The organism is Vibrio sp. 10N.222.54.A3, assembly GCF_041474095.1.
In the GTDB taxonomy this organism is placed as follows: domain Bacteria; phylum Pseudomonadota; class Gammaproteobacteria; order Enterobacterales; family Vibrionaceae; genus Vibrio; species Vibrio crassostreae_C.
Genome location: NZ_JBFRTN010000060.1, coordinates 25,898 through 40,606 on the forward strand (window position 1 = coordinate 25,898; position 14,709 = coordinate 40,606).

13 protein-coding genes, 1 pseudogene and 1 other annotated feature are annotated in these 14,709 nt (G+C 44.0%); of the genes and pseudogenes, 5 read left to right on the forward strand and 9 right to left on the reverse strand.

Going from position 1 to position 14,709, the window contains the following annotated elements:
* Positions 1 to 436 precede the first annotated feature (436 nt).
* Positions 437 to 625 (forward strand): DUF3545 family protein, encoded by a 189-nt coding sequence (locus AB4507_RS13290; protein WP_017059319.1) that lies wholly within the window; start codon positions 437 to 439, stop codon positions 623 to 625.
* 151 nt (positions 626 to 776) lie between these two features.
* Here the strand turns inward: AB4507_RS13290 and AB4507_RS13295 are convergent, their stop codons facing one another.
* The 3 genes from AB4507_RS13295 to nfo form a co-directional block, all read right to left on the reverse strand.
* Positions 777 to 1,328: a hemerythrin domain-containing protein gene (locus AB4507_RS13295; protein ID WP_017070073.1), complete on the reverse strand. Its 552-nt coding sequence runs from the start codon at positions 1,326 to 1,328 to the stop codon at positions 777 to 779.
* Positions 1,329 to 1,414: 86 nt separating this feature from the next.
* On the reverse strand, positions 1,415 to 2,095 hold the full coding sequence (gene ung / locus AB4507_RS13300) for a uracil-DNA glycosylase (protein WP_017059317.1): 681 nt from the start codon (positions 2,093 to 2,095) through the stop codon (positions 1,415 to 1,417).
* A 397-nt stretch (positions 2,096 to 2,492) separates the two neighbouring features.
* Entirely contained in the window at positions 2,493 to 3,401 is a 909-nt protein-coding gene (gene nfo, locus AB4507_RS13305) for a deoxyribonuclease IV (protein ID WP_102319761.1), read from the reverse strand.
* Between the two features lie 326 nt (positions 3,402 to 3,727).
* Here nfo and grcA point away from each other — a divergent pair, with 326 nt between their 5' ends.
* The gene (gene grcA / locus AB4507_RS13310; protein ID WP_017059315.1) at positions 3,728 to 4,105 is read left to right on the forward strand and encodes an autonomous glycyl radical cofactor GrcA; all 378 of its coding nucleotides are present in this window, start codon (positions 3,728 to 3,730) and stop codon (positions 4,103 to 4,105) included.
* Positions 4,106 to 4,182: 77 nt separating this feature from the next.
* On the opposite strand, the gene thrC is transcribed toward grcA, so the two are convergent.
* The 3 genes from thrC to thrA are packed head-to-tail and all read right to left on the reverse strand — an operon-like array spanning position 4,183 to position 8,896.
* On the reverse strand, positions 4,183 to 5,466 hold the full coding sequence (gene thrC / locus AB4507_RS13315; RefSeq protein ID WP_017059314.1) for a threonine synthase: 1,284 nt from the start codon (positions 5,464 to 5,466) through the stop codon (positions 4,183 to 4,185).
* Positions 5,463 to 6,419, reverse strand: coding sequence for a homoserine kinase (thrB, locus tag AB4507_RS13320; protein WP_372182837.1), 957 nt, complete (start codon positions 6,417 to 6,419; stop codon positions 5,463 to 5,465). The genes thrC and thrB overlap by 4 nt, the downstream gene beginning before the upstream one ends.
* A 17-nt stretch (positions 6,420 to 6,436) precedes the next feature.
* Positions 6,437 to 8,896: a bifunctional aspartate kinase/homoserine dehydrogenase I gene (thrA, locus tag AB4507_RS13325; protein ID WP_372182818.1), complete on the reverse strand. Its 2,460-nt coding sequence runs from the start codon at positions 8,894 to 8,896 to the stop codon at positions 6,437 to 6,439.
* A 29-nt stretch (positions 8,897 to 8,925) separates the two neighbouring features.
* Positions 8,926 to 9,044: a sequence feature (Thr leader region), on the reverse strand.
* A 317-nt stretch (positions 9,045 to 9,361) separates the two neighbouring features.
* Between thrA and AB4507_RS13330 the strand changes: the two genes are divergently transcribed.
* Entirely contained in the window at positions 9,362 to 9,820 is a 459-nt protein-coding gene (locus AB4507_RS13330; RefSeq protein WP_372182819.1) for a ribonuclease regulator, read from the forward strand.
* Positions 9,821 to 9,932: 112 nt separating this feature from the next.
* Here the strand turns inward: AB4507_RS13330 and AB4507_RS13335 are convergent, their stop codons facing one another.
* Entirely contained in the window at positions 9,933 to 10,418 is a 486-nt protein-coding gene (locus AB4507_RS13335) for a putative 4-hydroxy-4-methyl-2-oxoglutarate aldolase (protein ID WP_017059310.1), read from the reverse strand.
* Between the two features lie 47 nt (positions 10,419 to 10,465).
* Between AB4507_RS13335 and AB4507_RS13340 the strand changes: the two are divergent.
* Both AB4507_RS13340 and arcA read left to right on the forward strand, forming a co-directional pair.
* Positions 10,466 to 10,567, forward strand: a pseudogene (locus AB4507_RS13340) (ribonuclease activity regulator protein RraA); the annotation flags it as partial.
* Between the two features lie 429 nt (positions 10,568 to 10,996).
* Entirely contained in the window at positions 10,997 to 11,713 is a 717-nt protein-coding gene (gene arcA, locus AB4507_RS13345) for a two-component system response regulator ArcA (protein WP_004741534.1), read from the forward strand.
* A gap of 136 nt (positions 11,714 to 11,849) precedes the next feature.
* On the opposite strand, the gene AB4507_RS13350 is transcribed toward arcA, so the two are convergent.
* Positions 11,850 to 12,293, reverse strand: a complete 444-nt coding sequence (locus tag AB4507_RS13350; RefSeq protein WP_017070077.1) for a hypothetical protein — start codon at positions 12,291 to 12,293, stop codon at positions 11,850 to 11,852.
* A gap of 7 nt (positions 12,294 to 12,300) precedes the next feature.
* Positions 12,301 to 14,670, reverse strand: coding sequence for an aerobic respiration two-component sensor histidine kinase ArcB (arcB, locus tag AB4507_RS13355; RefSeq protein WP_372182820.1), 2,370 nt, complete (start codon positions 14,668 to 14,670; stop codon positions 12,301 to 12,303).
* Positions 14,671 to 14,709 lie beyond the last annotated feature (39 nt).

The following is a 14,709-nucleotide window of genomic DNA, read 5'->3' on the forward strand; positions in this document are numbered from 1 at the left end:
TGCAGCCCAATAAAAGTCACATTATCGGGACATAATATCAACAACAGCCACGGCACTACCCCAACAAGAACACCATCCTATAAAAATGACGTCAGCCTAGGTTTTACAAGGTATAGTGAAGATCTTCGTTTTTTTCTAGGCCAATGAGATCCCTATACCGCACGGTACCATGTGCACTTCAATGCATTGTAGTCAAAACGCTATTCCATTCGCACAATGAATTAACATTCAATAACCCCCAATTTAATCGTTTACTTAGGTTTGTTTGCCTATTTTTTATACATAATAATTCTCACAATGTGTGAGCATGCATAAGAAAATAGAACAAAAGCTTCATGGATTTGAAACAAATGAGAAACAAATCAAAGTTATTGTGAACCTAAATATGATATTTATTGGTTCGTAAGAACTAGTCCCACGGAAGGAGATATGGCTTATGGATAGCTTTCAATTCGATGAAGTATCAGAACTAGAAATGCCTCGTGTAACTCAAAAATCACGCTCGAAACCACTCAAGCGTAAGTGGCGTGAAATCGAAGCCATCAACGATCGTAGGCAGCTTGAGAAAGAGCTGAGAGAGATGAACCTAGGTCTTGATTTTAGCCTTGACGATATAAAACTTTAATCAGCACGATAAGAAATCAGATAGCAAAAGGCACCTATATAGGTGCCTTTTTTATTTTTTGAGGTAGTTAATCCGCTCAAAGCGCCATTTGGAAACCAACCCTCTAATATAGAGGACACCTAAAATAGGTGCACCTCAACATTACAACGGGCTAAACACACTCTTGTTCATTTTGTCGAACCCGAGCCGCGAGTTGGCGATATTGATCGGCGATGGTCTCTCCAAAAACAGGGTCATCTTCCGGTTGAAGCCATTGAGACTCCACTTCTTGCCAATCTTTCACCGTGAACGCCTCAACAATCATGGGTAGCACATGCTTCTCTTCATATTCCATGTGCTTTCGCTGAGCCTTAACAAACGCTTCAAGCTGCTCAATAAAGACTTGCTGAGGAACCACCGCATCTTGAAGGATCATATCGACCAAACCTAAAAAGTCCGCCGTTTTCTCAGAAAGCAATTGATGCTCTAACTCCAAGTCTTCAATCGCTTGCTCGCTGCCATATTGCTTAAGATAGTAGCGATAAATGACGTCTTCTTTAGGGTGATGCACTTTGTCTGAATGGTTCATAAGGTAATGAACCACCTCTGCGATCAGGCTATAGTTTATTTCTCGCTCCTGTTTCAGAAACTCTAACTTACTGTTGAGTATCGCGAGTAAACGAGCCATATAGCCATGCTCTCGTCTTATCCTTTCAATCATCATAGTATTGCACTCCATTACACCTACTACTTATAAGTGTATACGAATATGCTGATTTATGATTTGACCCTGCTCAGAAAACCACCAACCTACACTTCTGTTGGTAAACGCCAGTCAATAGGTTGTTGATCCATAGAAGAAAGCAGCTTGTTGGTTGTAGAGAAATGCTGACAACCGAAGAATCCACGGCGTGCCGATAATGGCGATGGGTGAGGTGCAACCAACACATGATGCTTGTCGTCATCAATCGCTTGACCTTTCTTCTGGGCGTGTGCGCCCCACAACAAAAAGATGATCGGTTCAGAGCGCTGATTGAGCTCAGCAATAATGGCATCGGTAAAGGTTTCCCAGCCACACTTAGCATGTGAGTGTGCTTTTGCCTCTTCGACTGTAAGGACTGTGTTCAACATCAACACCCCTTGCGATGCCCAAGAATCGAGATAACCATGACTAGGAATCTCAAAGCCCTCTATATCTTGTGCAAGCTCTTTGTACATATTGCGTAGAGAAGGTGGGATTTTCACACCAGGAAGCACTGAGAATGCTAAGCCGTGAGCTTGGTTAGCACCGTGATAAGGATCTTGCCCTAAGATAACCACTCGCACGGATTCGAAAGGCGTCATATCAAAGGCACTGAACACCTGTTCTTGTGGCGGGTAGACGGTTTTACCACTATTACGTTGCTGTTCAACAAACGCGAGGACACTCTGAAAGTACTCTTTATCACGTTCATCATTAATAATGGATTCCCAAGTCTTTGGTGCGGTCATCGTTTTACTTCCCAATCATCAAGGTTTCTAGCGGCTTTCGCCAGACAAAAAAATAGCTGTATCGGCTAACTGTCCTAAATAAGGCTCTAGTTATACCTCATACAGCTATCAATAAACATGATGTGTAGGGTTCACTTGTTGATGAATCATAATAATCAGTTCAAGTTGTGCTTATCTCGATTAACCACTTTTCTGCTGTGTACGATGGTGGCCGTGGTTATGCACGTGACGGTTTGGTGTAGGTAAACGGCGTGCGACAGCAATAGTTGAAGTTTGGGTGATTGAATACATAAAGGCACCTCCTCTAAGACATCGTGAACTACATATTCACTTTAATACTATGAAAGAAAGGTGCCAATTTTTAGAAATAGACGGAAATAAATTTCCCCCTCTATTATTACGCTTGTTCGCTCGCTAGCGTTGCTGAGCGATGAAACATTCTAAGTTGTTGAATTTCCTCTTTCCAGATCGTCGAATCAATGGTTTCCAAGATAAGAGGGATACCATTAAAGCGAGAATCAGAGGCAATATACTCAAAACAATCCCAGCCAATTTCGCCTTTTCCTAAAGAATGGTGTCGATCAACTCGGCTCGCGAACTCAGCTTTTGAATCATTGATGTGCATTGCTCTTAGATAGTGCATACCCACGATGCGGTCGAACTCAGCAAAAGTATGCTCACACGCCTCTTTTGTACGTAAGTCATAGCCAGCAGTAAACGTATGGCAGGTGTCTAAGCACACACCCACACGTGACTTATCTTCTACCTGCTCGATAATCTCGGCTAGATGTTCAAACTTCCAACCCAGATTAGTGCCCTGCCCAGACGTATTCTCGATCACTGCGATTACGTCAGGTACCGCTTGATGAGCTAGGTTGATCGATTCAGCGATCTTCGCCAAACATTCGCTTTCTGAGATTTTCTTTAAATGACTCCCAGGATGAAAATTCAAAAGCGTTAGTCCAAGTTGATTACAACGCTCCATTTCATCAATAAAAGCCGCGCGTGATTTCTCTAGCTTCTCTTCTTCTGGCGCTCCTAGGTTAATCAGGTAGGAGTCATGAGGAAGAATGTGCTCAGCACCGTAGCCCAACATTTTGCAATTGGCTTTAAAGGCACTAATGGTTTTCGCTTCTAGTGGTTTTGCCGCCCACTGTCTCTGGTTCTTGGTAAACAGTGCAAACGCATTGGCACCTATTTCACGTGCACGCATAGGCGCCTGATCAACACCACCAGCAGCCGACACATGAGCGCCAATAAACTTAATATTTGTTTCCGGTTTTGAGGATGAATTATTGTTTGTCATTAAATCACTTTACACTTTCAGAATGCTTAATAAATAAAGGGTCGTATCGGTTGTAGTTCAATAAAAACACAACAAATGTAGTAAACTTACAACAAATATGACTGTTAAATATTTTTTATACTTTAAAATATTTTGTAATTACTTTGTTTTTAAAGGTTTTATTGATTTACCTCAATATAATCACCTTTGTGAAAATATGGTTTTTGGTTGTTTTTTGACTTGAATCAATGTTAACCTTACTAATATTAGGTATATATTACCCAGCTCAATAAAAATCGAAAGTTAACACCATAATCAAACCACATTCAGTGGACTAGGAGATAGTTATGATCCAAGGTATTCAAATTACTAAAGCAGCAAACGATGACCTACTAAACTCAATCTGGCTACTAGATAGCGAGAAGAATGAAGCTCGTTGTGTTGTTGCTACTGCAGGTTTCGAAGCTGACCAAGTTATCTCAGCTGCAGACCTAGGCGAGTACGAAAGCCGTGAAGTTGCAATCGAAGCAGCACCACGCATCGAAGGTGGTCAACACCTAAACGTTAACGTTCTTAAGCGTGAAACGCTAGAAGACGCAGTTGCTCACCCAGAGAACTACCCACAGCTAACTATCCGTGTATCGGGTTACGCTGTACGTTTCAACTCTCTAACAACTGAACAGCAACGTGACGTTATCGCACGTACGTTCACTGAGTCTCTATAATTTTTAGAGCTTAAATTAGAATACAAAAACGGCGCTCATTGAGCGCCGTTTTTATTTGTTCGAAAAACAAATGGACGTTACGGTTGAACTCGACGAAGCACAGCTTTTAGCGCTTCAAAATCGTTATCAAGATCTTCAGACAACAATTCCATCGCCGCGTGTTTTGCTAGCGGGCCAGGCAGTTCGATATCAGAACCTAGGATGTCATCAACCACTTCTTTGAATTTCGCTGGGTGTGCTGTACACAGGAACAAGCCAGTTTCGTTCTCTTGCAGTTGCTCTTCCAGTAGACGGTAAGCAATCGCACCATGTGGTTCACATAGGTAACCTTGTGCTTTTAGGTCGCGAACTGACTCAGCGCTCTGCTCGTCAGATACTTTACCTTTGCCTAGTGTATCTAAGCCCCAACCTTTCAGTTGGCAAAGCTCTTCGATACGAGGCCAGTTGTTTGGTTGGCTTACGTCCATCGCGTTCGATGTTGTCGCAACAGTCGGTTTTGGATCCCATTGACCTGTTTCTAGGTAACGAGGAACAGTGTCATTTTCGTTAGTTGCTGCGATAAAACGCTTAACAGGTAGACCTAGCGCTTTAGCCAATAGACCAGCTGTTAGGTTACCAAAGTTACCACTTGGTACAGAGATAACGAGGTTTTCACGTTGCTCTTTAGTCAGCTGAGAAGCCGCCTCAAAGTAGTAACAGATCTGAGCCATTAAACGGCTGATGTTGATCGAGTTTGCCGAATTAAGACCGATCTCTTTACGCAGTTCAGCGTCATCAAATGAGTCTTTAACTAGAGCCTGACACGCATCAAAGTCACCATCAATCGCCACAGTGTGGATGTTCTTGCCAAGCGTACAGAACAGCTTCTCTTGCAGTGGGCTGATCTTGCCTTTCGGGTAAAGAATCACAACATTGATGTCTTCCATGCCGTAGAAAGCATGCGCAACCGCCGCACCAGTATCACCTGATGTTGCCGTTAAGATAGTGATTTGACCACCATCAGAAACAGCTGCTAAAGATTGAGCCATAAAGCGGCCACCGAAATCTTTAAACGCCAGTGTTGGACCGTGGAAAAGCTCAAGCGCGTAAACGCCGTCTTTTACTTGGTTGATTGGTGCAGGGAATTGGAACGCTGCATCCACCATTTGGTCGATCTGTTCTTTTGGTAATTCATCACCAATCAATGCTGACAGAATCTTTGAGCTACGAGGGACAAAGTCCTCTGCTAGCAGCGCATCGATATCATCAAACTTTGGCAGTTCAGATGGGAAAAATAGACCTTGATTACGGCCTAAGCCTTGACGAACGGCTTGGCCAAAAGAGACTTGTTCATCATTTTCTTTGATGTTGTACAGTTTCATAACTCACTTCCTGTAACGATCGAACCCTGCTTATCTAGGCGACAAACGTGAACGAATCCTTCTTCATTTTGTACGTAATTTTGTTCTAACCAGCGTGCAACACGCTCGGCGACATCTTGTGCTTTGCAAATGCTAAATAGAGTTGGACCACTACCAGAAATACCAGTAGCCAGTGCCCCAGCTGACAGCGCGTATTTACGAGCATCAGCAAACCCTGGAAGCAGTTTCTCACGATATGGTTCAGCGATCACGTCTTTGATCATCTTCGCCGCCAGTTCAGGTTGACCTGAATGACACGCGTGGATAAAGCCCGCTAAGTGACGACCATGAGCAATAATATCCTGACGACGATATTGAGATGGTAGGATCTCTCTCGCTTCAGCCGTTGAAACCTTAATACCCGGATAAGCCATTACCCAGTACCAGTCGTCAAAACACGGTACTTCTTGGCTGATGATGCCTAGCTCTTCAAGCATGAGCTGCACACCACCAAGGTAACATGGCGCAACGTTATCGTAGTGGATACCACCTGAAATCTTGCCTTCCATTTCACCCATCAGAGCAAGCAGTTCAGTTTCATTCAGGGGCTGACCGTGAAAACGGTTTAGCGCATCCAGTGCCGCGACGATTGAACATGCACTAGAACCCAAACCTGAACCGATAGGCATGTTCTTTTCTAGTGTCATTTCTAAAGGCTTTAGCGTAACGCCTTTTTTATCAAGCTCTCTCGAGAACACCACCCAGCAGTCGTAAACGATGTTTTCTTTTGCTTCAGTTGGTAGCTTAGAAACAAAGCTGCCTGCAGTTTTAAGTGAGAATGGTTCATCATCGGCTTTAACCATAACTCGGTCACCTAGCAACGTGCCATCCACTGGAGACACAGCGGCCCCCAACACATCAAACCCTACACTGACATTACCGATTGATGCAGGAGCATAAACGACAACATCCATATCACTTGAACTCATTCTTAAACTCCTAATTTCCAACCAAGAGTACGCATCACATCAGAGAATACGCCAGCAGCTGTTACTTCAGTACCCGCGCCGTAGCCACGCAGTACTAGAGGGATTGGTTGGTAGTAACGGCTGTAGAATGCTAATGCGTTCTCGCCATCTTTAATCTTGAACATTGGGTCGTCGCCATCAACAGCAGCGATACGAACCTTACACTTACCTTCAGCGATTTCACCCACATAACGAAGTACTTTACCTTCTTCTGCTGCGATAGCTGACTGCTCTTTGAAGTAAGCATCCGCTTCTGGTAGGCGAGCCATAAACTCTTCAACCGTGCCTGAATCATCAAAACCCGGTGGCAATGCTTGGTCAACTTCAACATCTTCAAGCTCAAGTGCCATGCCCGCTTCACGAGCAAGAATAAGCAGCTTACGCGCAACGTCCATACCAGACAGATCATCACGAGGATCCGGCTCAGTGAAGCCGTTATCTTTAGCAATATTGGTTGCTTGACTGAGTGTCATACCTTCATCAAGCTTACCGAAGATGTAAGACAGTGAACCAGAAAGAATGCCGTTGAATTTCTCAAGTTCATCACCCGCAGAGATTAGGTTCTGTAGGTTTTCGATGACCGGTAGACCTGCGCCTACTGTTGTCTCGTACATCAACTTACGACGTGAATTACGTGCAACTTCACGAAGCTGATGGTAGTAAGCCATGCTCGCTGTATTTGCTTTCTTATTTGGTGTTACCACGTGGAAACCAGCCGCTAGGAAATCAGCGTATTGCGCCGCAATGCCTTCGCTAGACGTACAGTCAACCAATACTGGATTGATGATGTGGTTACGTTGAACAAGTGCATTTAAGCGCGCTAAGCTAAACTCTTCTGTCGCGCTCGACATGCGATCACGCCACTGCTCTAGCGGTAGACCATCGCTATCTAGCAACAAGCCTTTGCTGTTTGCTAAACCACATACGCGAATCACGATGCCTTTTTCAGCCAGTTTGCCTTGTTGACGTTGGATCTGGTCAACAAGCTCACCACCAACACCACCAACACCAACAACGAATACGTCAAGGAAGTGCTTAGAATTAAATAGGTTCTCGTGACACGCTTTGATCGCTTCAGAGATTTTGTCTTCAGGGATAACCGCAGAGATCGCACGTTCAGAAGAACCTTGCGCGATAGCAACGATGTTGACGTTCACTTCAGCTAAAGAAGAGAAGAATTGAGACGCCACGCCACGTGAAGTGCGCATACCGTCACCCACTAGCGTAACAATCGCGACATCGTCCATGAACTCAACAGGCTCTAATAGGCCATCTTTCAGCTCAAGTTCAAACGCATCTGATAGCACTTGCTTCGCTTTCACTTTATCAGCAGATTCAATACAGAAGCTGATGCTGTACTCTGAAGAAGATTGAGTAATAAGGACGATAGAAACGCCGGCAGAAGACATCGCGCCGAATACACGACTCGCCATACCAACCATGCCCTTCATACCTGGGCCTGATACGTTAACCATCGTTAGGTCACTTAGCGTAGTGATGCCTTTGATTGCTAGGTTATCTTCGCCAGTGTCTTGGCCGATCAAAGTACCTGCACCCTGTGGGTTGAAGCTGTTTTTGATTAGGCAAGGAATATGGAATTGTGCGATAGGCGCGATAGTTTTCGGGTGTAGAACCGAAGCGCCAAAGTAAGAAAGCTCCATCGCTTCTTGGTAGCTTAATGACTTAAGAAGACGAGCATCATCCACTAAACGCGGGTCACAGTTGTAAACGCCGTCTACATCTGTCCAGATCTCACAGCAATCAGCACGTAGACACGCTGCTAGCACTGCAGCTGAATAATCAGAGCCGTTACGGCCGAGTGTGACTAGCTCACCTTTATCGTTACCAGCCGTAAAGCCCGGCATGATATTTACGTGACCTTTAGGCAGTGGCGACTGACGGAAGTTCTGAGTTGAAACGTCCACATCGACCATAGCTTCAAGGTGATCACCTTTAGCGTATAGGTATTGAACTGGGTCAATCAGGCTTGCTGGTTGGCCTTTCGCTTCAAGTACCGCTTTCATCAACTGGATTGAGATTCGCTCACCTTTACTGATGATGCGAGCATTAACGTGGTTCGGGCACATACCAAGTAGGTTGATGCCATTCACGAACTGCTTTAGCTGAGCAAGAGAGGTATCCACCTGCTCTTGAAACGCGGCACCATCGATAGAAGGCACGACCGCTTTGATCTCTGCAAACAGTGTGTTAAATGAAGATTCGATCTCTGTAATCTGTGCGTCAGCTTCACCATTTTTCAGTGCAGCTTCAATAACAGCGACCAACTTATTGGTTGTTTTTCCTGGAGCCGATAGTACAACGGCTAGCTCTTCTTGCTGGGCATTATTAGCGATGATATCAGCCGCTCGTAAAAAACGATCTGCATCAGCTAATGATGAACCTCCAAACTTTAAAACGCGCATCCCTTTCTCCATAAGTCATAAAAATGGTACAAAAAAAGGCCTGTATCTTGTTGGATACAGGCCTTTTTTTTAAAATCCGTTACTTAGCAGCCTGCCCCAACAATGTTAATGTCGGTAATAATAATGGTTGTGGTCATTACTAGGTGGCTTACGTGCTGCATATCAAATTCTCTGCTTGTGCTTTACTCTACGTGTATCAATTTTTACCACTGGACGTCAATGAAAAGTTGCGTTTTTTTTACATTCGCACCGTTTTTCAGAGCAAACCGTCATTTAAGGGATAAAACACCCTGTATAAACCTTCACTTAAGATACTGGATTTACTCATTGAACAGGCAAGAGTGATCAATTGCATATATAGTCATAACGAAATGCTATATCGATTGTGCAGCGAACGTACAAGTTCTGTGCTTTAATTGAACGATAACGTTCGAAGAACAATAATAATGACATCAGGAGTGGGAAATGAAGAGATTACTTATTCTTTTAGCGTTTGCTACGCCTGTTGTTTGTTCAGCGAACCGCTTGCCTATACTACCCAGCCAAATCGATAGTTCTTCTCATAAATTCTTTATCTCCACACAAAACGCGTCGAGTGAAAGCTTCGATACTTGGAAGATAGACAGTGGCTACTCTTATAGCTTGTTTTCAGATGTGGATCTTTACGTCGGTACACGTATCAATAGTGCGGCACTGAAACAGGAAAGTGGATTCTTGAGTGGTGTCAGTTATCAGTTCTCAGAAAGAGTCTCTTTTAACAGTTCTCTACACACCTATAAAGACGAGACCGAAGACAATGAGAAATCGGTAGCCGCAGAGGTTTCCAGCCGAGTGCAACTAACAGATAACCTAGATTTGCATGCCACCCTTGATTATGAAGAGTGGCAGCAAGGTGTTGAAGTGGGACTAGGGTTTCGCTTTTAGTCTCTTTAGCTTGTTCTTTATTAACAGATTAGTGCGGATTGAGATCCAAACTTTTAGCACATCACAAACCATTCCCCGTTCTAATCTATCAACGGCATTCAATTTGAATCAGTTACGATTCAATTAACAGCTCAGATGAAATTAACACGCCATTCCAATCGGCATAAATATAGTCACCAGGCTGAATCAGTTGATTATGTATAGAGAGTGTCACATTCACTTGGCCGACACCGCGTTTCTCTGTTTTGAATGGCGATGCACCTAACGCCTGAACGCCAAGGTCCATTTGCGACATCATGCCTACATCACGCACCGCACCGTTTACAATCACGCCTTCCCAACCGTTTTCTATCGCGAGAATAGCGAGTTGATCGCCAAGCAGCGCCTTCTGGCATGAGCCATTTCCGTCAACGACAAGCACTTTGCCACAGCCGTCGGTCTCTAAAACCTCGCGAACCTTGGAATTATCGTGATAACAACGAACTGTTACAATTTTTCCAAAGAACGCACCACGTTGGCCGAAGTTCTGCAATGGCATGTTCAGTAGGGTGACTTCGCTTTCAAACTCATCACACAAGTCGGGTGTTATATCGTGCATATATCCTCCGTGAGTAAGGCGTTACCGGTTATGTCAGGCTAGCCTCTATGCTTTTATATGTTATTAAAATTAATCCTTTGTTTTCATTGTTCTATGCTCAATTTATTACTCAATAAAAGTTGATTGAGCATATTTATCTACTAGACTCTTAAGACAGCTTTCAGCTTCCTTGGTTCATAATCCGGTCTTTAGCAGGCAAGATGTGCGAAGCATCTCGAATAATCATTCTTGTTTTGGTGCTAAATAGTCACCATAACATTGGTTAAGTTGTAGCCATACTATTAAAGTTTGTTGCGATACGGCAATTGATGTAAATCAACAAAGTGAATGGAATTAACATTCTCGCGTTGTTAGCATGCTGTTAACATTATAGAATCCACTCCAATCACTAAAAGAATGATTGAAAGGCGTACTGGATCTACGTTATTGGGCAATACTTCAAGGAAGGCAGATAGCTGGAAGTAAGTGTTTTTTTGAAAACTTTAAGTTATCATCAAAAATACATTACCTGTATGTTATGTTTTTGCCTAGAATTTATTCTATTAGCACAGTTTCGTCACAAATTTAGGTACCGCCAAATGCAAACCCCGCAGATTCTTATCGTTGAAGATGAGCAAGTAACTCGTAACACTCTAAAGAGTATTTTTGAAGCAGAGGGATATGCTGTTTTTGAGGCTAGCGACGGTGAAGAGATGCACCAAGTGCTATCTGACAACCAAGTTAACCTTGTAATTATGGACATCAACCTTCCAGGTAAGAATGGCCTACTACTTGCGCGTGAACTACGTGAGCAAGCAAACGTAGCGCTTATGTTCTTAACTGGTCGTGATAATGAAGTTGATAAGATCCTTGGCCTAGAGATCGGCGCTGATGACTACATCACTAAGCCTTTCAACCCTCGTGAACTGACTATCCGTGCACGCAACCTTCTGAACCGTTCAATGAGCACAAGCTCTGTTCAAGAAGAGAAGCGTAGCGTTGAGAAGTATGAGTTCAACGGTTGGGTACTAGATATCAACAGTCGTTCTCTGGTTAGCCCAGATGGCGAAGGCTACAAGCTACCTCGTTCAGAGTTCCGTGCTCTACTTCACTTCTGTGAGAACCCAGGTAAGATCCAAACACGTGCTGACCTTCTTAAGAAGATGACAGGCCGTGAGCTTAAGCCACACGATCGTACTGTAGACGTAACAATCCGTCGTATTCGTAAGCACTTTGAATCTGTTTCTGGTACGCCAGAAATCATTGCAACGATTCACGGTGAAGGCTACCGCTTTTGTGGTGACCTAGAAGACTAATTCGATTCGCGCTTCTGACCATTTAGCACTACTCACCAGTAAGTACTTTGAACATTAGAAGCGTCATCAATAGTTATTAAAAAGGGAGAATGCCAACGCATTCTCCCTTTTTTATTGTTCTTAATTGGATAAGGTTTTAGTAAACCGTATCCACCTTAACGTCTTTCTCTACTAGCCACTTCACGGTTTCGCCATCTTTAAGTTCCACCGCTACATCAACAGGCTTATCACTGTCGATTTCTAACTGCCATACAAACGCGACTTCCCATTGAGTTTCACTGTGTGTTCTTAAATCAAGATCGTCAGCCGTTACCAACAAGGTGTCTGCACCCTGTTTAACCGTAACACTCTCAACCGCAAGCGTTGCTGGCAGTTGTGAGTCTGACTCTAGGTAGATAGAACCATGCAGGGTCTTATCTTGAGTCTCGCCAATCGTTGGCATCTTGTTGTGCCAAAGGTTGCTTTTCATGGTAACTGTTGCTGCAGATACTTCGACTTGATTATCTTGCTGCCATTCTACTTGTGGCGTAGAACAACCCGCTAATGCCACTACACATGCGGCGAATGCTAATTTTTTCATTATTCTTCTACCTTTGGTTTAACCAACTCTTTAAGACTTCAATGTCATTCTGGTATTCGTTATTTATCTCATCAACCCAATCTGAAATGTTCTCCCACCACGCAGGCATATCTGGAGATTGAGCTTTCTGGGCAACTTGTTGGATGCGTTTCAGGCCAATAGAACCTGCTGCACCTTTAATCTTATGTGCTTCAGAAACGATACTGGCTTTATCTTTCGCGACCATGTTGGAGTTCAATATTTCCAGATACTCCGGCATCATATCTTCGAACATCGCGATGCTATCCAAAACCGGTTTCGATCCAACAATATCAACATAAGACTCTAGCATATCAATATCAAGCAAAGTGGTATCAATTTCTGAAAGAAAAGGCTTACTCGCGTCGACTTTATCAATGCTCTCAACCTTATCGGTGCCCGCTACCTTCTCAATTACCTCTGGTGCATCTTCGATAAGTTCACTGATGACATCTTGGATAGCTCGAACCGACAAAGGTTTACTGATCGCTTCGTCCATGCCTTTCTGGAAGTACTCTTGCTTGTTGTTTAATACGTTCGCAGTTAACGCCACCAAAGGCGGTAGCTGGCTGTATTTCTCGCGGTAGTATTGAGCAATATCGAAACCCGTCATATCTGGCAGTTGGATATCCAACAACACCAAATCATAGTCTTCAGGATTGAAAGCAATTTGCGCCTCTTTACCCGTCATCACGACTGTCACTTCATGGCCAAGGCTTTCAAGTAGAGAGCGAGCCACTGTGATATTGAGTTCAATGTCTTCGACCATAAAGATCTTAAGATTCGACTGTTTTCTTGGCGTTTTGATCAGAGCCTGAGTATCGTGATTCACTGGAACTCGAATCGAAACCGTAAAGGTACTGCCAAAGCCCTCTTCACTGATGACTTCAATGTGGCCATCCATCATATTAATTAGCTGTTGAGAGACAGCGAGACCAATACCCGTGCCGACAGCGTGCAAGTTGTCCGTGCCCGATTTCACCTGATAGTACATCGCGAAGATCTTCTCGATTTCACTTTCAGGGATACCAATACCAGTATCTTCCACTTCCATCGTAATGTTGGCAAAGTCACCATCAATGTCGGCGCTGACTGTCATCACCACTCCACCATCTTTGGTGAACTTCATCGCGTTACTAACAAGGTTCCACAGTACCTGTCTAAGACGAGTACCATCCACCTCAACAGCAGCTGGAAGATCAGACAATCTTTCTAGATCGAACCTTAACCCTTTCTGCTCAGCCATCAACGCAGAGATACTTTCGATCTCGACAACGAAATCTTCAAAGTTAATAGGCGTAGGGAAGAGTTCAAGCTTACGGCGGTCGAACTTATCCATATCAATAATATCGTTGAAGATATTACCCAGTGTCACCGCGCTCACCTTGATGGTTTGCATCTGCTTGCGCTGTTCGGTGGTCAGTTGGCTATCAAGCAGCATGCGGCTCAAGCCAATGATGCCGTTGAGCGGCGTTCTTAACTCGTGGCTAATAGTTGAGATAAAGGTGGTCTTATCGCGGCTGGCTTTTTCTAACGACTCTTGATGCTCTTTACGTTCAGTAATATCGCGGCCAAAACCAACCAAGCCCAAGTGACGACCATCTTTGCTGTAGAAAGGCACTTTACGCAGTTCGAAGTAACTCTTGCGGCCATCTGGGTATTCAAGCCATTGGTCATAAGTCAGTGCTTGGTTGTCAGCAAATACTTTCTTATCGGTTTCAACAACTTGCTGAGCGACCTCTTTACTGTAAACATCCCAAGGAGTTAAACCAACTAGCTCTTTTTCTGTTTTACCAGTGAGCTCTTCAACCGCACGGTTACAACCAGAGAACACACCATCTTCATTACGGTAGTAAATAAGGTCAGGCGAGGCATCGATAAACGAGCGTAACAGTGCAGTACGTTCTGCGAGTTCAAGCTGAGTACGCTCGCGCTGGAACACCTCGTTTTCGAGATCTTGCATTGCTTCTGCGCGCGCTTCTTCCGCTTTTTCACGCTCTTCAATTTCTTGATTAAGCTTCTCGATATTGAGCTGCATTTTATTGTTGAGTTCTTGGTCTCGCTCACGCATGTCGCCAAGTTTAGAGACCAATTTCGCTAACCTTTGACGTGATTCTTCCAACTGGTCCACGACCACTGACAGAAAATAAACCGCCCAAGGCGTGATCACTAAACCGAAGAAAACTGAACGGACAATGTCGATGTCATCAACATTGCCTTTGAGTGCAAGGGTGATACCGACTTGCACAACAACAGCTAGGGCAACAAGCGCTAGGGCGAGTAAGATAGAAAAGCGGACAATCCCCAGTTTTACGAGTAGATCCACGTAATACTGGGCAAGATTTTTCATGGGTTTCATTTAGCGCTCCATGCGATAAGACTAGCAACATTCTACCCT